This is a genomic window from Actinomadura monticuli, from assembly GCF_041463655.1.
Taxonomy (GTDB): domain Bacteria; phylum Actinomycetota; class Actinomycetes; order Streptosporangiales; family Streptosporangiaceae; genus Spirillospora; species Spirillospora monticuli.
In genome coordinates this window covers 95,547-112,335 of sequence record NZ_JAXCEI010000020.1, presented here as the reverse complement: position 1 = coordinate 112,335, position 16,789 = coordinate 95,547, and the positions used below count along the sequence as shown (strand labels likewise).

Below are 16,789 nucleotides of genomic sequence, written 5' to 3'. Positions count from 1 at the left end.
GCGTAAGCCCGCGCCCGCGACCGGGCCAGGGGGAGGACGGGTGTTTCGCTATACGATGAATCACGTGGATGTTCCGGTAACCGAAGCACGGGCCCAGTTCGCGGACCTGGTGAACCGGGTCGCCTACACCGGCGAGCCCGTCAAGCTCACGCGGCGCGGCAGGGTGATGGCCGCCCTGGTCTCCCCGGAGGATCTGGAACTCCTGGAGGCGATCCGCGCCCAGCGCTCCGACCTCCAGGTCGGCGGGACGGTTCCACCGGGGCAGCCGTCCCGGCCCGCCGAGCGCCCGCAGCCGCGGCCGCCGATGCGCATCGCGGCCGAGTACCGCCCGCCGGGCTTCAACCGCTGACCCGCGGACGGCGCCGCCGGCCTCGGCCGGCCGGCGTCAGGGCGTGCGCGCGGGGCTGGGGGAGTGCCAGAGGCCGCGTTCGGCCATGATGCGGCGCAGCGCCTCCAGCTCGTCGGTCATGATGCCGTCGATGCCGAGGTCCAGGAGGCGCCGCATGGCGGCGGGGTCGTTGACCGTCCACGCGTGGACCTGCAGGCCGAGGCGGTGGGCGTGCTCGACGAAGGACTCGGTGACGAAGGGGACGGGGCCGAGCCCGTAGGGGACCTGGGCGCAGGCGACGCCGGTGGCGGCCAGGCGGACGAGCTTGGCGGCGGGGCCGCCGTAGGACTTGGCGCGCAGCGCCATCAGGCCGCGCGGGCCGAGGGCCGTGCACACGTCGCGGTCGGTGAACAGGGGCAGGCGGGCGCGCAGCTGGGCCAGGCGGCGGGTGGAGAACGAGGTGATGCACACCCGGTTCCAGGCGTTGGTGCGGTGCAGCGTCGTGGCGAGCGGGCCGATGACGTGGGCGTCCTTCAGGTCGATGTTGACGCGCGCGTCCGGGAAGGAGCCGAGGACGTCCTCCAGGCGGGGGACGGGCTCGGTGCCGGCGATGCGGGCCTTGGCGACCTCGGCCCAGGGCAGCCGGGAGATGGTGCCGGTGCGGTCGGTGACGCGGTCGAGCGTGCGGTCGTGGAAGGCGACGACGACGCCGTCGGCGGTGGCGTGCGCGTCGGTCTCCAGGTAGCGGTAGCCGAGGTCGGCGGCACGCTGGAACGCGGCCATCGAGTTCTCGGGCCGGCCCGCCGCGCCGCCGCGGTGGGCGAAGGGGATCGGCCCGGGATGGTCGAGGAACTCGTACGAGCGGCGCACCCGTCCGATTATGGCGGACCGCGCGCCCAAGCTTGACCTTACTTCGTAAAGGGCGGTGCCGGCGGGCGCGGTGCTACGGTCGCCCCGCAATCGATCGGCGAAGGAGGATCCGCATGGCGGACGTGAACGACTACAGGGCGACCTTCGAGCTCGTGGACGTCGACGGCGACGGCTACATCTCCACGGACGAGCTGAAGAACCTGATGACCAAGCTGGGCCAGGACGTCACCGAGACCCGCGCGGTGGAGGTGGTCGTGGCCGCCGACGCCAACCGGGACGGCAAGATCTCCCTGGAGGAGTTCACCGCCCTGATGGAGCAGACGGCCCGGTCCTGACGGCCCGGTCCTGACGGCCCGGTCCTGACGGCCCGGTCCTGACGGCCCGGTCCTGACGGCCCGGTCCTGACGGCCCGGTCCTGACGGCCCGGTCCTGACGGCCCGGTCCCGACGGGTCAGGCCGGCAGGCGCCTGATCTTCAGGGTGTTGTCGGTGCGGGTCATGGTGCGTCCGTCGGGCGCGGTCTGGAGACGTTCGTGCTCCTCGCTGACCAGCACCCGCCATGCGCCGTCCGGCAGTTCCAGGGACTCCAGCACCTCGTCCGGGGTGGGCAGGTGCACGTGCGGGTGGGCGCCGGGGTCCCACGGCGGCGGTCCGGCGTGCCCGACGATCAGCAGGACCCCGCCGGGTGCGACGGCCGCGGCGGCGGTCCGCAGGACCCGCTCGCGGGGCAGGTCCGCGGGGGAGTGCAGGAACTGGGCCGAGACCAGGTCGAACGCGCCCTCGGGGAACGACGCGGCCAGGTCGTGCCGCTGGAAGTCGACGCGGCCGGCGACGCCGGCCTCGGCGGCGTGGCGCGCGGCGCGTTCGAGGGCGACGGCGGAGATGTCCACGGCGGTGACGCGCCAGCCCTGCCGGGCGAGCCAGATCGCGTCGGCGCCCTCGCCGCAGCCGAGGTCCAGCGCGGCGCCCGGCGCCGTGCCGGTGACCTCGCGGACGAGGGCGGTGTTGGGGTCGCCGCTCCAGATGCGGTCGCGCTCGGCGTAGCGGGCGTCCCAGAATTCCTTGGCGTCGGTGGTGTCGTCCATGCCCCGATGGTGCGCCGTGGTCGCCGCGGACGGCGAATCGCGTTGCCGTTCCGGCAACGCGAGGAGCGCCGCCGCGGTGGCGGCGGCCGGGACGGCGGCGAGGGCGTAGCAGAGCGGCAGGGGCAGCGCGTCCAGGAGGACGCCGGTCGCCGCGGTCCCGCCGGCCGCGCCCAGGTTCAGCGCGGTGTTGACCCAGGCCGCCGCGCGGGTGCGGGCCCCGGGCGGCGCGGTCGCGTCGGCGATCAGGTAGGCGGAGGTCAGCGCCGGGCTGATGAAGAGCCCGGCGGCGCACGCCGCGGCGGTCAGCACGGGCACGGACGGTGAGAGCCCCGCCGCGGCGAGCCCGGTGCCCAGCGGGCAGAGCAGGGCGGCGAGCCGGCGGCGGCCGGGCAGCGCGCGGCTGAGGGCGCCGTAGGCGAGGCCGCCGAGGGTGCTGCCGACGGCGAGCGCGGCCTCGACCCAGGCGACGGCCGCGGGCTGGTGGTGGCGGTGGGTGAACGCGACGGCCAGCAGGCCGGTCGAGCCCAGCACGACGCCGGTCGCCGCCGCGGCGGCGCAGGGCGCGAGCGGGATGACGCGCGCGCGGGGCCGGTGGCGGCGCCCCTGCGGCCGGTGCGCCGCCGCCGGGGACGTGACCAGCCCGAGGGTGCCGATGCCCATGAGGACGGCGCTCAGCGCGATCCCGAGGGACGGTGAGGCGGCCGCGGCCAGCAGCCCGGCCAGCAGCGGCCCGGTGACGAAGACGAGCTCCTCGCAGACGGTGTCGAGGCTGTAGGCGCGGCGCAGCAGCGGCCCGTCCGGCAGCAGGACGTTCCACAGCGTCCGCATGACCACGCCCAGCGGCGGCATGGTGATCCCCGCCGCGGCCGTGAGCGCCGTCAGCGCCGGGAGCGGCGCGCCGGGGCGCCAGGTGAGGGCGGCCAGGGCGGCGAGCGTGAGGGAGAAGGCCGCGGCCATCGGCGGCAGGGTGCGGCGCGGGCCGTGCCGGTCGATGAGCCCGGCGCGCAGCGGCGACAGGGTGGACACGGTGAGGCCGAGCAGGGCCATGAGGCCGCCCGCCCGGGTGTAGGAGCCGGTCGCGGCGGTGAACGCCAGCATGAGGGACAGGAAGACCGTCCCGTAGGACAGGCGGCCCACCAGGGCGAGGCCGAAGGTGCGGAGGGCGTGCGGGGCGCGCAGGACGGCCGCGTACGACGGTGGCATGGGGGTTGTTCCTCAGGGGAGGCCCGCGGAGGGGCGTTTACGGGGACGCCGGAGGCCGCCGTCGCGAGCGCGGCGGCGGGGGCGTCCTACGCGTAGATGAGGAACAGCACGGGAGGGAGTGTAGCGGGCCGAGGGGCGGGCCGGTCAGGCGCGGGTGAGGGCCCAGGCGCCGGGGGACCGGCAGGCGTGGGCGAGGCCGCGGATGGTGGCGCGTGCCGGATCCGGGGCGATCGTGACGGTGAGGCCCATCTCGGCGGCGAGGCGTCCGGGCAGGGACGGGAGCCGGGCGCCGCCTCCGGTGAGCAGGAGGCCGCCGTCGCGGGCGGTGCGGCGCAGCGGGGCGGGCAGGTCGGCCAGTACGTGGTGGACGCTCGCCGCGAGCCGCTCCCGGACGTGCTCGGGCAGCCGCGGCACGCTGTGCCCGACCCGCTGGTCGGGGACGTACTGGACGGACCGCGCGGAGTGCACGCGGCCCCGCATGACGACGGCCGCCTCGACGATGCCGGCGCCGATGTCGAGGACGAGCCGTGGCCGCGGGTCGCCGATGTCGATCCCGGCGCCGATGGCGGCGGCGAGGGGCGCCTCCATCGTCCGGACCGGGCACCCGGCGGCCGCGCGGACGGCGGCGGCCGCGCGGCCCTCCTGGACGTCGCTGGCGGCGGTGGGGACGGCCAGCAGCACCTGCCGGAGCCGGAGGCCGGGGTCGGCCTCCAGCAGCGTCAGGCGGGCGAGGCGGGTGCAGGCGCCGGCGTCGGCGACCATGCCGTGCTCGATGGGGCGTGCCGCGCCCGCGCGCGGGCGGCGGCGCCCGGCGGCGGCCAGCCCGCCGTGGCCGGGTCCGCCGGCCGCAGACGGGCGGTCGACGATCACGTCCAGGGCGGGCACGCTCGCGCGGACGCGGCTGCTGCCGAGGTCGAGGGCGGCGCGCGGGCCGTCCGGTGCCGCCCCGGTGGCGGCCGTCACCGCCGCCGCTGCTGGCAGACCACGCAGCGGCGTGCGTACGGGATGATCTCCAGGCGGCCTTCGGGGACGGGCTTGCGGCAGTCCTCGCAGCGGCCGTAGGTGCCGTCGTCGAGGCGGGCGAGGGCGGCGTCGATCTCCTCCAGGTTGCTCTGCAGGGTTCCGCGGCGGGCCATGACGGCCTCGTCGGGGGCGCTCTCGCCTTCGAGGAGCCCGAGTTCTGCGATGTGGGTCCGGCGCTCGCGCTCCAGCAGCTCGCGGGCCTGCCGTGCCGCCGTGCCGCCCGGCGGGTGGCCGCCGAGGGCATCGCCGGCCGCGCCGTTGACCGCGCTGTTGACCGTCATCGCAATGGGCTCCCTTCGGTCGCCGGAGGTAAATGCGTGGCGAACCTCCACCATGCGGCAAGGGGGCCGGGACGGCCATGGGGTGCAGCACCCATTCGCGGTGGGTGCGGGGGTGCAGGCGGCTCAGCCGCTCCATTCGCGGCGGCGGGCCTCGGCGAGGGCGATGGCGGTGGCGACGGCGACGTTGAGGGAGCCGACGCGTCCGATCTGCGGGATGTAGGCGACGGCGTCGGCCGCGGCGAGGAGGGCGGGGGAGCAGCCGTGGTCCTCGCCGCCGACGGCGATGCAGACGTCGCCGTCGAGGGGGGCGTCGTGCAGGGGGACGGCGTCGGTGGCGAGTTCGACGGCGACGAGGCGCAGGCCCTCCTTGCGGACGGCGGCGGCGGCCTCGGCGGGGGTGCCGGCGTGCTCCCAGGGGACGAGGCGGTCGGTGCCGAGGGCGGTCTTGGCGACGCCCCGGTGGGTGGGCGGCGTGGCGTTCCCGGCGAGCCAGAGGTGCTCGACGCCGAAGACGGCGGCGCTGCGGATGATCGAGCCCATGTTGAACGGCTGGGTGACGGATTCGACGAGCAGGCCGAGGCGGGCGCCGGTGCGGCGGCGCCAGTCGCGGTTGAGGCGCTTGACGTCGGTGGCGCGCAGCTGCCGGCGGCCGGTCGCGGGGTCGGGGGTGCTCATCGGGCGGGGCCTTCCGTACGGGACGAGATGCGCAGGACGCGGTAGGCGGACCGGGAGGCGATCCGCTCGGTGGGGAAGCCCTGGCCGGTTAGCCACCGCTGCAGGGAGTCGGAGCCGAGGTGCTTCTGGACGACGAGGTGGGCGAGGCCGCCGGGGGCCAGGCGGGGGAGCCAGGCGAGGAGGAGGTCGTGCAGCGCGGCCTTGCCGATGCGGATCGGGGGGTTGGACCAGATCGCGGTGAAGCGGAGGCCGGGGTCGATCTCGTCAGCCACTACGAACCTTACATTGTCAAGGCCGGCGGCTTTGGCATTGCCCTCCGCCATCTCCAACGCCCGCCGGTTAACGTCCACGCCCCACACCATCGCCGAAGGCGAACGCTTGGCGAGGGTCAGGGCGATCGGGCCGTACCCGCAGCCGAGGTCGAGGAGGTCGCCGTCCTGCGGGGGCGGCGGGACCGTCTCCAGCAGGACGCGGGTACCGGGATCGACGCGGTCGGGGGAGAACACGCCGCTGTCGGTGTCGAGCCGCAGGTGCAGGTCGGGCAGGACGAGGTCGACGGTGCGGCGCCGGCCGGCGGCTCCGGGCCGCTCGGTGAAGTAGTGATCCCCCACGTCCGCCGACGCTACCAGTGCGGGAGCGGCGGAAAGACGCGGTCGGGCGGGGGGACTCAGGGCAGGCGGGAGAACCAGGCGAGGGAGGCGCCGCCGGCGGCGAAGGCGAACAGCAGCGCGATCCCGAGGTAGCGGGCGGCGACGTCGCGGTGCTCGGTCTTGAAGCCAAGGGAGGTGCCGATGTTGCCGTAGACGTCGTCGAGCTGGCCGGCGTCGGCGGCCTCGTAGGCCTTGCCCTCGGTGCTGTCGGCCAGGGTCTTCAGCGTCTCCTTGTTCACCGAGACGCTGGTGGTCTCGCCCTCGATGTCGACGGTGCCGTAGGGGGTGCCGAACGCGATGGTGGAGACGGGGATGTGGGCGACGCGGCTGGCGTCGATGGCCTCCTGGACGGAGCGCCCGGTGGTGTTGTCCCCGTCGGACAGCAGGACGATGTGGGCGGGCGGCGGGTCCTGGCGGGCCTCGGCGTCGAAGGACCGGACGGCCTGCAGGGAGGTGAAGACGGCCTCGCCGATCGCGGTGCGCTTGGCCAGGACGAGCTGGTCGAGGGAGGCGACGGCGGCGTCCCGGTCGGCGGACGGCGCGGCGACGAGGTTGGCGTTGCCGGCGAATCCGACGACGCCGACGTTGAAGCGTCCGGGCAGGTCCCCGATGAACTTCTTGGCGGCGGCCTTGGCGGCGTCGAAACGGCTGGGCGAAACGTCCCTGGCCATCATGGACAGCGAGACGTCGACGGCGACCATGATGGTCGCGCGGTCGCGGGGGACCTTGACGGACGTCGCCGGCCGCGCGAACCCGACCATCATCAGCAGGATCATGGCGAGGAACAGGACGGCGGTGACGTGCCGGCGCCATCCGGGCCGCCTGGGGGCGACCTGGGACAGCAGTGCGAGGTTGGTGAAGCGGACGGCGTACCGCTGCCGGCGCAGCTGCATGAGCAGGTAGGCGGCGGCGAGCAGCGGCAGGAGGCCGAGGAGCCAGAGGCGTTCGGGTGACAGGAAGGTCATGGGCGCACTCCCGCGGTGGTGAAGGGCCGGCCTGCGGCGCGGCGCTGGCGGAGGGCGAAGCGGGCGACGTCGGCGATCCAGTCGCGGTCGGTGCGCAGGACGAGATGGTGGGCGCCGCTGCGGCGGAGGGCGTCGCGGGTGCGCTCGCGCTGGGCGGCGGCGGCCGCGGCGTACCGTTCGCGGACGCGGCGGCTGAGCACGATCTCGTGGACGGTTCCTGTCTCGGGGTCGGCCATCTCGACGAGTCCGACGTCGGGGAGGTCGAGTTCGCGGGGGTCGATGATCTCGATGGCGAGGACCTGGTGGCGGGCGGCGAGGCGGCGCAGCGGGCGTTCCCAGCCGGGCTGCCCGTGCCGGCCGCCGGCGGGGTCGCCGGCGGGGTCGGCGCCGTCGGGGGCGAGGAAGTCGGAGATGATCACGCGGAGGCCGCGGCGGGTCTGGCCGCGGTCGAGGGAGGCGATGGCGGCGGCGAGGTCGCGGGGCGGTGCGGCGGTGCGGGCGGTGTCGGCGCGGTGGGCGCCGTCGTGCACGGACTGGGCGTCCAGGACGGCCTGGAGGAGGGCGTACATGGCGGCCTTGCCGGTGCGGGCGGGCCTTCGGCGCATGCCGTCCGCGTGCAGGAGGTAGGCGCCGACGCGGTCGCCGAGGCGGACGGTGAGGAAGCCGACGGCGGCGAGGGCGGCGACCGCGAGGTCGCGTTTGATCATGGTCTGGGTGCCGAAGTCCATGCTGGGGGTGAGGTCGACGAGCGCCCAGGCCTCGAGTTCGTGGTCGGCGATGAGGTCGCGGACGTGGGGGGTGGTGGTGCGGGCGGTGACGGCCCAGTCCATGTGCCGGACGTCGTCCTCGCCGGGCTGGTAGAGGCGGGCTTCGGCGAGTTCGGTGCCGGGGCCGGGGATGAGGCCGAGGTGTTCGCCGTTGAGGAGTCCGTCGAGGCGGCGGGTGACCTGGAGTTCGAGGCGGCGCAGGGTGCGTTCGGGTGCGAGGTGGGCGAGTTTGCCGCTGCGCGGGCGCCGGCCTGTGGTCCGCCTGGCGGTCATGCGGTGGTCACCGCCGCCGCTCCGTGGTTCCAGACGACGCGGGGCGGGGGGACGGCGGCGAGGATCTGGGCGATGACGTCGCCGGGGTCGATGCCGTCGGCGAGGGAGTCGAAGGTGAGGACGAGGCGGTGGGCCATGACGTCGCAGGCGACGGCGCGGACGTCGTCGGGCAGGACGTAGTCGCGTCCGGACAGCAGGGCGAGGGCGCGGGCGGCGGAGGCGATGCCGAGGGTGGCGCGGGGGCTGGCGCCGATCTCGATGACGCCGCGCAGGTCGGGGAGGCGGTACTGGTCGGGTTCGCGGGTGGCCATGACGAGCCGGACGATGTAGTCGGCGATGAGTTCGTGGACGGAGACCTCTTCGGCGGCGCGCTGGAGTCCGGCGAGGTGGTCGGTGTCGAGGATCTGGGCGGCTTCGGGCGGGTCGACGCTCATCCGCTGGAGGATCTGGAGTTCCTCGTGGGCGGCGGGGTGGTGGACGTCGATCTTCATGAGGAAGCGGTCGCGCTGGGCTTCGGGGAGGGGGTAGACGCCTTCGGACTCGATGGGGTTCTGGGTGGCGAGGACGATGAAGGGGCGGGGGAGGGGGTAGGTGGTGCCGCCGATGGAGACCTGGCGTTCGGCCATGACCTCCAGGAGGGCGGACTGGACTTTGGCGGGGGCGCGGTTGATCTCGTCGGCGAGGATGAAGTTGACGAAGACGGGGCCGAGTTCGACGTCGAACTGCTCGGTGGAGGGGTGGTAGATGCGGGTGCCGACGATGTCGGAGGGGACGAGGTCGGGGGTGAACTGGAGGCGGGCGAAGGTGCCGCCGACGACGCGGGCGAGGGTGCCGACGGCGAGGGTCTTGGCGACGCCGGGGACGCCTTCGACGAGGCAGTGGCCGCGGGCGAGGAGTGCGACGATCATGCGTTCGACCATGTGGTCCTGGCCGACGATGACCTTCTTGACCTCGGCGAGGGTGTTCTGCAGGAGTGCCGCGGCCTCGTCGACGTCCGTGGCGGCGATGGTCATGGTGGGAGTCCCCTCGCTGTCCCTGGCGGGCCTGTCCGTCGGGTGCCGGGTGGGCGTGTTCTGACCCTACGCGATCACTTGTACCCGTTCGTTCGGGATACGTGCGTGCGGGCGATGATCGGTTCAGCGGTGTGCCGGGGATGGTCGGGGGCGCGGTGCCGGTCCTGGGCCCGATCGTAGGGCGTGGTTGTTAGTGTGGCGGCCATGTCGAGGCCGTTGCCGCCGGGTGATCCTGTTCAGTTGGGGCCGTTCCGTCTGTCGGCGCGTCTGTCGGAGTCCGCCGCGGGGATCGTGTTCCTGGGGGTGGACGGTGAGGGGCGGCGCGCGAGTGTGGCGGTGCTGAACCGGGGTGCGGCGGGGGACGCGGCGGCGCGGGGCCGGTTTCGTGCGGCGATCAATGCGGCGGTGCCGGCGGCGGGTGGTGTGCCGGGGCGGGGTTCGGAGGGGTTGCCGGGCGGTGGTTCCGGTGGTGGGCCGGGTGGGGCGGCGCCGGTGGTGGCGGCGCAGCCGGATGGTCCGGCGCCGTGGGTGGCGACGTTGTACGAGGTCGATCGGGTGGGGGCGGAGCGGTTTCTGGAGCCGGTGGTGTTCCAGGGGGCGGGGCGCGGCTGGTGGGGTGGGCGGCGGCGTGGTCCGCAGTTCCAGCCGTATTGGCTGGGGTCGGGGGAGCCGGCGTTGGAGGGTCCGCCGCGTCCGGTGCCGGGCCCGGCGCCGGGTGCGGGGGTTCCGGTGGGGGAGCGTCCGCCGGAGCGTTCTCTGGTGGCGGCGATCGTGGCGTTGGCGGCGGCGCTGGTGGCGCTGGCGCTGTTGATGGGGGTGCTGTTCGCGTGCCAGCCGGTGGTGAAGGAGCCGCCTCCTCCGCCGCCGGAGCCGACGCCGTCGTTCCCGTCTCCGTCGCAGTCGCCGAGGTCGCCGTCTCCGTCGCCGTCGCGGGTGCCGACGACGCCGCCGAGCCCGTCGCCGTCCCAGACGCCGTCGGGCGGGACCGGCGGTGATGACGGGGCGCCGCTGTAGCGCGGACCGTGCTGCTGGAAAAGGTGCTGCTGGAAAGGGCGTTGCGCGGGCGGGTGCGGGTGGCGAGCATGGGCGGATGGTGGAGAGTCTGCTGGCGTTCGCGGGTGCGGCGGTGCTGATCGCGATGGCGCCGGGGCCGAGCACGGTGGTGATCATGCGGCAGTCGGTGCGGTCGGGGCGGCGCGGCGGGCTGGCGACGGTGCTGGGGAACGAGGCCGGGGTGCTGGTGTGGGGGGTGGCGGCGGCGGTGGGGTTGTCGGCTCTGCTGGCGGCGTCGCGGCTGGCGTACGAGGGGTTGCGGGTGGCGGGTGCGGTGGTGCTGGTGTGGTTCGGGGTGCGGGCGTTGTGGCATGCGCGGCGCGGTGGCGCGCCGGGTGCGCCGGGCGGGGCGGGTGCGGGGGCGGATGACGGGCCGGGGTTGTCGTGGTGGCGGTGTTTCCGGTTGGGGCTGGTGACGAATTTCGCGAATCCGAAGGCGGGGGTGTTCGCGGTGTCGTTCCTGCCGCAGTTCGTGCCGGCGGGGTGGCCGGTGGCGTGGGTGCTGGTGGGGTTCTCGGTGCTGTGGGCGTTGATCGATCTGGCGTGGTATGCGGTGGTTGTGTGGCTGGTGGGGGCGGCGCGGCGGGTGCTGGGGCGTCCGGTGGTGCGGCGGCGGCTGGATCAGGTGTCGGGTGTGGTGCTGGTGGGGCTGGGTGTGCGGCTGGCGGCGGAGGCGCGCTGAGCGGGGTGCGGCGCTTTTGGCACATTTTCATGATCGCTTTTGGGGGTGCGGGTCGTAGCCTGGGGCGATGACCGCACTGGATGATCTCGCCGACCGGTACGCGGACGAGTTGGCCGCGCTGGATCCGTGTCTGGCGGCGCTGATGGGGATCGCGGGGCAGGACGCGCGGTTGACCGACTACGGCCCGGACGGGGTGGCGGCGCGGGCGGACCTGGCGCGGCGGACGCTGGCGGAGCTGGGCCGGGTGCGGGTGGAGGGGGATGCGGGGCGGGTCGCGGCGGCGGTGCTGCGGGAGCGGCTCGAGGTGGAGGTGGCGCTGGAGGAGGCGGGGGTGCGGGAAGGGTTCCTGGACACCACCGACGGGCCGGTGCAGCGGCTGCGGATGGCGGTGGAACTGCTGGATCAGGGTGCGGAGACCGATTGGGATGCGGTGTGCGGGCGGTTGCGGGCGCTGCCGGGTGCGCTGGCGGGGTTGCGGGTGTCGCTGGAGCGGGCGTGCGGGCGGGGGCGTGTTGCGGCGCGGCGGCAGGTGCTGCGGAATGCGCGGGAGTGCGCGGAGTTCCCGGCGTATCTGGGGGGTCTGGTGTCCCGGCATGGTGACGGGGCGCTGCGGGACGGTCTGGGGGAGGCGGTGCGGGGCGCGTCGGCGGCGCTGGCGGAGTTCGCGGGGTTCCTGAGGGGGACGCTGGCGGGGCGGGCGCCGGAGCGGGACGCGTTGGGCGCGGACCGGTACCGGCTGGGGGTGCGTGATTTCCTGGGGACGGAGCTGGATCTGGCGGAGACGTACGCGTGGGGCTGGGAGGAGCTGGCGCGGATCGAGTCGGAGATGGCGGAGGCGGCGGCGCGGATCCTGCCGGGTGAGCCGGTGCCCGCGGTGATGGCGGCGCTGGACGCGGATCCGGCGTACCGGATCGAGGGGGCGGAGGCGTTCCGGGCGTGGATCCAGGAGCTGGCGGATCGGGCGATCGAGGATCTGGACGGGGCGCATTTCGACATTCCGGAGCCGTTGCGGCGGATCGAGTGCCGGATCCCGCCGGTGGAGTCGGGGATCTACTATCTGGCGCCGGCGGAGGATCTGTCGCGTCCGGGGACGGTGTGGTGGACGGTGGGGGATCCGTCGGCGGAGGTGGTGACGTGGACGGTGCCGACGACGATGTTCCACGAGGGGGTGCCGGGTCATCATCTGCAGCTGGGGGTGACGACGCTGAATCCGCGGCTGAACCGGTTCCAGCGGTTGTCGAGCGAGCTGCATCCGGGGCATTGCGAGGGGTGGGGCCTGTATGCGGAGCGGTTGATGGACGAGCTGGGCCATTACGGGGATCCGGCGCACCGGCTGGGGATGCTGGCGGGCGGTCAGCGGTTCCGGGCGGCGCGGGTGGTGCTGGACATCGGGTTGCATCTGGAGCTGCCGATTCCGGCGGGGGCGGGGTTCCATGAGGGGGAGCGGTGGACGCCGGAGCTGGGGGCGGCGTTCCTGCGGTCGCGTAAGGGCCCGGATCCGGATTCGGTGGTGGCGTTCGAGATCGACCGGTATCTGGGGCGTCCGGGGCAGGCGATCGCCTACAAGCTGGGTGAGCGGGTGTGGCTGGAGGCGCGGGAGGCGGCGCGGCGGCGGGCGGGTGCGGCGTTCGATTTGAAGGGGTTTCACCGGCGGGCGCTGGATCTGGGCCCGATGGGGTTGGATCTGCTGCGCGCGGAGCTGGCGAAGGGTTGACCGGGCGTGCCGGATTCTGCCGGCTGATGCGGGCGCGGCTGGTTCGGGTGGGCGCGTGCGGTCGGGTTGCGGTGCGGGGACGGGTTCGTGTCAGACGGGTTCGGGAGGGTTGAGGCCGGCCCGGACGGGTGCGGTGAGGGCGTGGACGCCGGTCTCGCGGAGCCGGCGGCGTTCGCCGGCCGGGTCGGTGGGCGGGGCGTCCGCGGTGCTGGCGATGTGGCATGCCTGTTCGTCGCCGGCGTCGATGACCTCTTTGACGTAGTGGGGCGGCCAGCGCAGCAGTATGCGGCGGCCGCAGGTGGGGCAGGCCCATTCCTCCAGGCCGGACTCGGCGGTCCGGGTGTTCCGCATCTCGTGCGTCCTGTACAAGACGGTGGCCTCCTCGACCGTCGTCGGGTTCCGGCGTGGGGGTCGTGCCTTTGTGATTTCCCGCGTCAAGCCAGCTAAACGGCGGGGGCAAGTGTCTTTAAGGTCGCATGTCAGGCGGTGGGCGGGCCGTCCGGAACGCCGGTGAGGGCGCGGTGGACGGCGGCGCCGATCTCGTTGATCGCCTCGGCGGGGCGGCGCGCGAACGCGCCCCAGCCGAGGAATCCGTGGTCGAGTCCGGTGCCGGTGACGAGGGTGACGGGGACGCCGGCGGCGGACAGCCGGGCGGCGTGGTGCTCGGCCTGGGGGCGCAGCCGGTCGTGCTCGGCGGTCGCGATGACCGCCGGGGGGAGGGTGGCCGGGTCGGGGTCCAGGAGCGGGGACACTTCGGGGCGGGTGCGGTCGGTGCCGCGCAGGTAGGCGCGCAGGGCGCGGTCGACGCCGGAGCGGGGGAGTTGCAGGCCGTCGGGGTCGGGTGGGGGCGGCGGGACGTCCCGCAGGTCGAGGGCGGGGTACAGCAGCACCTGCAGGACGGGCCGGTCGGGGCCGGGGGCGCGCAGGAGCCCGGCGGCCGCGGCGGCGAGCTGGCCGCCGGCGCTGTCGCCGGCGACGCCGGTGCGGGCGGGGTCCAGGCCGAGGGCGGGGGCGTTGCGGACGGTCCAGCGGACGGCGGCGACGGCGTCGTCGAGCGCGGCGGGGAAGGGGTCCTCGGGCGGGCGCCGGTACCCGACCGACAGCCAGGCGACGCCGCTGGCGACGGCGAGGGCGCGTACGACGGGGTCGTAGGAGTCGACGTCGCCGAGGACCCAGCCGCCGCCGTGGAAGTAGACCAGGACGGGGGCCGGGCCGTCCCATGCGGGCCGGTACAGGCGCGCGGGCAGGGGGCCGGCCGGGCCGTCGACGGTGAGGTCGCGGACGGCGGCGACGGGCGGGCGGGGGGAGCGGGCGAGGTCGGCCGCGTGCTCGCGGCGCGCGTCCTCGACCGTCCCGCGCGGCCCGCCCGTCCCGGTCTTCTCGGGGGGTTCGGGGGGTTCGGTGAGGCGGCGGCGCAGGAACGCCAGGTACTCCGGGTCGCGTCCCATCACACCCCGGAGCCTAGCGGGCGGGCCGCCGCCCGCACCGGAACCGGCGGGTCGGGCCGCTGGTCAGAACGGGTAGGTGGCGATCTCGCCGCGGACGGTGACCCACTGCGTCTCGGTGAACGCCTCGATGTTGGCGTCGGGGCCGCCGAACCGGGACCCGTTGCCGGACGCGCCGACCCCGCCGAACGGGACGACGGGCTCGTCGTTGACGGTCTGGTCGTTGATGTGGACCAGGCCGGTGGGGATCGCGTCGGCGATTTTCATGGCCTGGCCGACGTCGCCGAGGATGCCCAGGGACAGGCCGTACTCGGTGGCCGAGGCCAGTTCGACGGCCTCCTCGGGGGTGGAGAACGGCACGACGGGCGCGACCGGCCCGAAGACCTCCTGGGCGTAGGCGGGCATGTCGGGGGTGACCTCGTCCAGGACGGTCGGCCGGTAGAACAGGCCCTCGTGGGTGCCGCCGGCGGCGAGGCGGGCGCCGGCGGCGACGGTGCCGGTGACGAGGTCGTCGATGCGGGCGAGCTGGGCCTGGTCGATGATCGGGCCGAGCGCGACCTGCCCGGCGGCGGGGTCGCCGACGGGCAGCTTGTCGGCCTTGTCGGCGAGCGCCGCGACGTACTCGGCGTGCAGGCTCTCGTGGACGAGGTGGCGTCCGGCGGTCATGCAGATCTGGCCCTGGTGCAGGAACGCGCCCCACGCGCCGGCCGACACGGCGGCGGGCACGTCGGCGCCGGGCAGGACGATCAGGGCGTTGTTGCCGCCGAGTTCGAGGTGGGCGCGCTTGAGGAGCCGTCCGCACACTTCGCCGATCTTGCGTCCGGCGGCGGTGGAGCCGGTGAAGGACACCACCCGCACCTCCGGCGCCGCGACGACCGCCTCGCCGGCCTCGCGGCCGCCCGGCAGGAGCTGCAGCAGGCCCTCGGGCAGGCCGGCCTCCTGGAAGACGCGGGCGATGGACACGCCGGCGCACACCGCGGTGCGCGGGTCGGGCTTGAGCAGGACGGCGTTGCCGAGGGCGAGCGCGGGCGCGACCGACCGCATCGCCAGGATCAGGGGGAAGTTGAACGGCGCGATCACGGTGACGACGCCGGCGGGGCGGCGGCGCGCCAGGCTCCAGCGCGGTTGCGCCGACGGCAGCACCAGGCCCTGGGGGTGGGAGGCGAGCGCGGCCGCCTCGTAGCACAGGCTTTCGGCGAAGTGGGTCTCCAGCTGCGCCTTCGGGGGGATCGATCCGGCCTCCCGGACGATCCAGTCGCCGATCTCGGCGGCGTGCTCTTCGAAGAGGCGTCCCGCCGCGCGCAGGACCGCGGCGCGCTCCTCGTAGGTGCGGGCCGCCCAGTCGCGCTGTGCGGCCGCGGCGGCGCGTGCGGCGCGGGCCACGTCGCCGGCGTCGGCCTGCCCGAGCGTGCCGAGCGTGGCGCCGGTCGCGGGTTCGGTGACGTCGTAGACGCCGCCGTCCACGGTCCGCCAGCCGCCGTCGAAGATCTTCCCGGCCCAGACGCCGGCGTCGAGCAACGCCATCGTTCCTCCTCGTTTCGGTGCGCGCGGTTTCGGTGCGCCCGGGCGGGCCCGCGCGCGGGCCACGTTCCCACCCTCACCATGCCGGACGCCCGCGGGAACGTCATCGTTCCATCCAGCGGAAACATCCGCGGCGGGAAATGGTGTTGCGGTGCCGGCGGGACGCAGGGCACCCTGATCGGGCGGGCGTTCCGGGCGCCGCGGCCGAGCGGTTCGGCCGAGCGGTACGGGCGGTTCGAGCGGGGGCCCGCACGCAGTGCCGTCGCCGGGCGGGTTCGAATCCCGCCGACGTCTCTGGTCCCGTCCCCGCTGTCACCCTGGGGGCGGGATCCCGCGTTCGCGGGGGCGGCGGGTCAGGCCGCGTGGCGGAGCCGGTCGTCCAGGGCGTCCAGGTCGGGGACGAACCACACGTGGCCGGCCGTGTTCGACTCCCGCACCAGGGCCGCCAGTGCCGGGCTGGCCGCGACGAGCGCGGAGATGTCGCCGACGACCACCAGCCGCACCCGGTAGTTGGCGAACTTCTGCATGACCTCTCCGGCGAAGCGGGTGCCGAGCGAGAAGAACCGCCGGTCCAGCCGCGACGCCGGGACCGCCACCACGTCGGCGCCCAGGTACGTGGCGCCGATCAGGTCGAGGGCGTCCTGTTCGGTGGCGATGGGCGGGCCGCCGGGGTCGCACACCAGGACCGGCGTCCCGGCGCGCTCCTCGATCACGTCAGCCATCGGCGGCCTCGTTCCGCAAGGGCCGCAAGGGCCGCGGGGGCCCGTCGAGCAGGTCGTTGCCGCCGCCGATCACGGCGTCCAGCATGCGCAGCAGGTCGGCGGTCTCGGCCGCCCCGCCCAGGATGACGATCTTCAACCGGTTCCTCTCCTCGTCGTGGACGACCTGCAGGCGCAGCGCCCGGCCCGGGTCGCCGGTGTTGGCGCCCGCCTGCACCAGCGTCGCCAGCCGCCCGGCGGCCTCCCGCCCGACCCCGTCGACCTGCACGATGCTCGACACCTCGACCGCCGCGGGGCCGGGGCCCGGCGCGGGCCGCCCGGTCAGCGCCTCCAGGTCGGCGCGCGCGACGCGGTACTGCTTGCCGATCCGCGCCGCCTTGAGCCGCCCGTCCCGGATGTAGCCGCGCACGGTCCGCACGTGCAGCCCGAGCAGCGCGGCGACCTCCTCCACGGAGTACAGTTTCTCCTCCATCACTCCCTAAAGTAACGCATACACGTAACGATAGGGAAGTTAGGGAAGTTA

At 74.9% G+C, this 16,789-nt stretch carries 19 protein-coding genes; 5 read left to right on the top strand and 14 right to left on the bottom strand.

The features are described from left to right. Positions 1-64 precede the first annotated feature (64 nt). Positions 65-349 carry a type II toxin-antitoxin system Phd/YefM family antitoxin gene (locus tag SM611_RS32600; protein ID WP_371954174.1) on the top strand — a complete coding sequence of 95 codons (285 nt, stop codon included), beginning with the start codon at positions 65-67 and terminating at the stop codon, positions 347-349. 36 nt (positions 350-385) lie between these two features. Here the strand turns inward: SM611_RS32600 and SM611_RS32595 are convergent, their stop codons facing one another. Continuing rightward, positions 386-1,198 carry a glycerophosphodiester phosphodiesterase family protein gene (locus SM611_RS32595; protein WP_371954173.1) on the bottom strand — a complete coding sequence of 271 codons (813 nt, stop codon included), beginning with the start codon at positions 1,196-1,198 and terminating at the stop codon, positions 386-388. Positions 1,199-1,311: 113 nt separating this feature from the next. Between SM611_RS32595 and SM611_RS32590 the strand changes: the two genes are divergently transcribed. Continuing rightward, positions 1,312-1,533, top strand: coding sequence for an EF-hand domain-containing protein (locus SM611_RS32590; protein ID WP_371954172.1), 222 nt, complete (start codon positions 1,312-1,314; stop codon positions 1,531-1,533). Positions 1,534-1,649: 116 nt separating this feature from the next. On the opposite strand, the gene SM611_RS32585 is transcribed toward SM611_RS32590, so the two are convergent. From SM611_RS32585 to SM611_RS32550, 8 genes are all read right to left on the bottom strand, one after another. Further along, positions 1,650-3,485: an MFS transporter gene (locus SM611_RS32585; protein WP_371954171.1), complete on the bottom strand. Its 1,836-nt coding sequence runs from the start codon at positions 3,483-3,485 to the stop codon at positions 1,650-1,652. 144 nt (positions 3,486-3,629) lie between these two features. Further along, entirely contained in the window at positions 3,630-4,448 is an 819-nt protein-coding gene (locus SM611_RS32580) for a rod shape-determining protein (RefSeq protein ID WP_371954170.1), read from the bottom strand. Beyond that, positions 4,445-4,789, bottom strand: a complete 345-nt coding sequence (locus SM611_RS32575; RefSeq protein ID WP_371954169.1) for a TraR/DksA family transcriptional regulator — start codon at positions 4,787-4,789, stop codon at positions 4,445-4,447. The genes SM611_RS32580 and SM611_RS32575 overlap by 4 nt, the downstream gene beginning before the upstream one ends. A 123-nt stretch (positions 4,790-4,912) precedes the next feature. Next, positions 4,913-5,464 (bottom strand): TrmH family RNA methyltransferase, encoded by a 552-nt coding sequence (locus tag SM611_RS32570; RefSeq protein ID WP_371954168.1) that lies wholly within the window; start codon positions 5,462-5,464, stop codon positions 4,913-4,915. Next, complete coding sequence (locus SM611_RS32565) at positions 5,461-6,075, bottom strand: class I SAM-dependent methyltransferase (protein ID WP_371954167.1); 615 nt, start codon at positions 6,073-6,075, stop codon at positions 5,461-5,463. The genes SM611_RS32570 and SM611_RS32565 overlap by 4 nt, the downstream gene beginning before the upstream one ends. 56 nt (positions 6,076-6,131) lie before the next feature. Then, positions 6,132-7,079 (bottom strand): VWA domain-containing protein, encoded by a 948-nt coding sequence (locus SM611_RS32560; protein WP_371954166.1) that lies wholly within the window; start codon positions 7,077-7,079, stop codon positions 6,132-6,134. Then, positions 7,076-8,119, bottom strand: coding sequence for a DUF58 domain-containing protein (locus SM611_RS32555; protein ID WP_371954165.1), 1,044 nt, complete (start codon positions 8,117-8,119; stop codon positions 7,076-7,078). The genes SM611_RS32560 and SM611_RS32555 overlap by 4 nt, the downstream gene beginning before the upstream one ends. Continuing rightward, positions 8,116-9,132 carry an AAA family ATPase gene (locus tag SM611_RS32550; RefSeq protein ID WP_371954164.1) on the bottom strand — a complete coding sequence of 339 codons (1,017 nt, stop codon included), beginning with the start codon at positions 9,130-9,132 and terminating at the stop codon, positions 8,116-8,118. Before SM611_RS32550 ends, SM611_RS32555 begins: the two co-directional genes overlap by 4 nt. Before the next feature lie 204 nt (positions 9,133-9,336). Between SM611_RS32550 and SM611_RS32545 the strand changes: the two genes are divergently transcribed. The 3 genes from SM611_RS32545 to SM611_RS32535 all read left to right on the top strand — a co-directional run bounded on the left by SM611_RS32545 (position 9,337) and on the right by SM611_RS32535 (position 12,581). Next, entirely contained in the window at positions 9,337-10,146 is an 810-nt protein-coding gene (locus tag SM611_RS32545) for a hypothetical protein (RefSeq protein WP_371954163.1), read from the top strand. A gap of 76 nt (positions 10,147-10,222) precedes the next feature. Continuing rightward, a complete protein-coding gene (locus SM611_RS32540; RefSeq protein ID WP_371954162.1) occupies positions 10,223-10,867 on the top strand; it encodes a LysE family translocator in 645 nt (214 codons plus the stop codon). Positions 10,868-10,934: 67 nt separating this feature from the next. Continuing rightward, positions 10,935-12,581: a DUF885 domain-containing protein gene (locus SM611_RS32535; protein WP_371954161.1), complete on the top strand. Its 1,647-nt coding sequence runs from the start codon at positions 10,935-10,937 to the stop codon at positions 12,579-12,581. A 90-nt stretch (positions 12,582-12,671) separates the two neighbouring features. On the opposite strand, the gene SM611_RS32530 is transcribed toward SM611_RS32535, so the two are convergent. The 5 genes from SM611_RS32530 to SM611_RS32510 all read right to left on the bottom strand — a co-directional run bounded on the left by SM611_RS32530 (position 12,672) and on the right by SM611_RS32510 (position 16,738). After that, positions 12,672-12,932 (bottom strand): hypothetical protein, encoded by a 261-nt coding sequence (locus SM611_RS32530; RefSeq protein ID WP_371954160.1) that lies wholly within the window; start codon positions 12,930-12,932, stop codon positions 12,672-12,674. A 128-nt stretch (positions 12,933-13,060) separates the two neighbouring features. Next, the gene (locus tag SM611_RS32525) at positions 13,061-14,029 is read right to left on the bottom strand and encodes an alpha/beta hydrolase (RefSeq protein WP_371954190.1); all 969 of its coding nucleotides are present in this window, start codon (positions 14,027-14,029) and stop codon (positions 13,061-13,063) included. 63 nt (positions 14,030-14,092) lie between these two features. Continuing rightward, a complete protein-coding gene (locus SM611_RS32520; RefSeq protein WP_371954159.1) occupies positions 14,093-15,550 on the bottom strand; it encodes a benzaldehyde dehydrogenase in 1,458 nt (485 codons plus the stop codon). A 350-nt stretch (positions 15,551-15,900) separates the two neighbouring features. Beyond that, complete coding sequence (locus tag SM611_RS32515) at positions 15,901-16,269, bottom strand: DUF4180 domain-containing protein (protein WP_371954158.1); 369 nt, start codon at positions 16,267-16,269, stop codon at positions 15,901-15,903. Continuing rightward, positions 16,262-16,738, bottom strand: a complete 477-nt coding sequence (locus tag SM611_RS32510) for a helix-turn-helix domain-containing protein (protein WP_371954157.1) — start codon at positions 16,736-16,738, stop codon at positions 16,262-16,264. The genes SM611_RS32515 and SM611_RS32510 overlap by 8 nt, the downstream gene beginning before the upstream one ends. Positions 16,739-16,789: the final 51 nt, after the last annotated feature.

What these genes read in the sequence shown, in the direction of transcription:
- SM611_RS32590 (WP_371954172.1), top strand. Translation starts at nt 1,312, where the DNA reads ATGGCGGACGTGAACGACTACAGGGCGACCTTCGAGCTCGTGGACGTC.
- SM611_RS32585 (WP_371954171.1), bottom strand. Translation starts at nt 3,485, where the DNA reads ATGCCACCGTCGTACGCGGCCGTCCTGCGCGCCCCGCACGCCCTCCGC.
- SM611_RS32575 (WP_371954169.1), bottom strand. Translation starts at nt 4,789, where the DNA reads ATGACGGTCAACAGCGCGGTCAACGGCGCGGCCGGCGATGCCCTCGGC.
- SM611_RS32570 (WP_371954168.1), bottom strand. Translation starts at nt 5,464, where the DNA reads ATGAGCACCCCCGACCCCGCGACCGGCCGCCGGCAGCTGCGCGCCACC.
- SM611_RS32560 (WP_371954166.1), bottom strand. Translation starts at nt 7,079, where the DNA reads ATGACCTTCCTGTCACCCGAACGCCTCTGGCTCCTCGGCCTCCTGCCG.
- SM611_RS32555 (WP_371954165.1), bottom strand. Translation starts at nt 8,119, where the DNA reads ATGACCGCCAGGCGGACCACAGGCCGGCGCCCGCGCAGCGGCAAACTC.
- SM611_RS32550 (WP_371954164.1), bottom strand. Translation starts at nt 9,132, where the DNA reads ATGACCATCGCCGCCACGGACGTCGACGAGGCCGCGGCACTCCTGCAG.
- SM611_RS32545 (WP_371954163.1), top strand. Translation starts at nt 9,337, where the DNA reads ATGTCGAGGCCGTTGCCGCCGGGTGATCCTGTTCAGTTGGGGCCGTTC.
- SM611_RS32540 (WP_371954162.1), top strand. Translation starts at nt 10,223, where the DNA reads ATGGTGGAGAGTCTGCTGGCGTTCGCGGGTGCGGCGGTGCTGATCGCG.
- SM611_RS32535 (WP_371954161.1), top strand. Translation starts at nt 10,935, where the DNA reads ATGACCGCACTGGATGATCTCGCCGACCGGTACGCGGACGAGTTGGCC.
- SM611_RS32530 (WP_371954160.1), bottom strand. Translation starts at nt 12,932, where the DNA reads ATGCGGAACACCCGGACCGCCGAGTCCGGCCTGGAGGAATGGGCCTGC.
- SM611_RS32525 (WP_371954190.1), bottom strand. Translation starts at nt 14,029, where the DNA reads ATGGGACGCGACCCGGAGTACCTGGCGTTCCTGCGCCGCCGCCTCACC.
- SM611_RS32520 (WP_371954159.1), bottom strand. Translation starts at nt 15,550, where the DNA reads ATGGCGTTGCTCGACGCCGGCGTCTGGGCCGGGAAGATCTTCGACGGC.
- SM611_RS32515 (WP_371954158.1), bottom strand. Translation starts at nt 16,269, where the DNA reads ATGGCTGACGTGATCGAGGAGCGCGCCGGGACGCCGGTCCTGGTGTGC.
- SM611_RS32510 (WP_371954157.1), bottom strand. Translation starts at nt 16,738, where the DNA reads ATGGAGGAGAAACTGTACTCCGTGGAGGAGGTCGCCGCGCTGCTCGGG.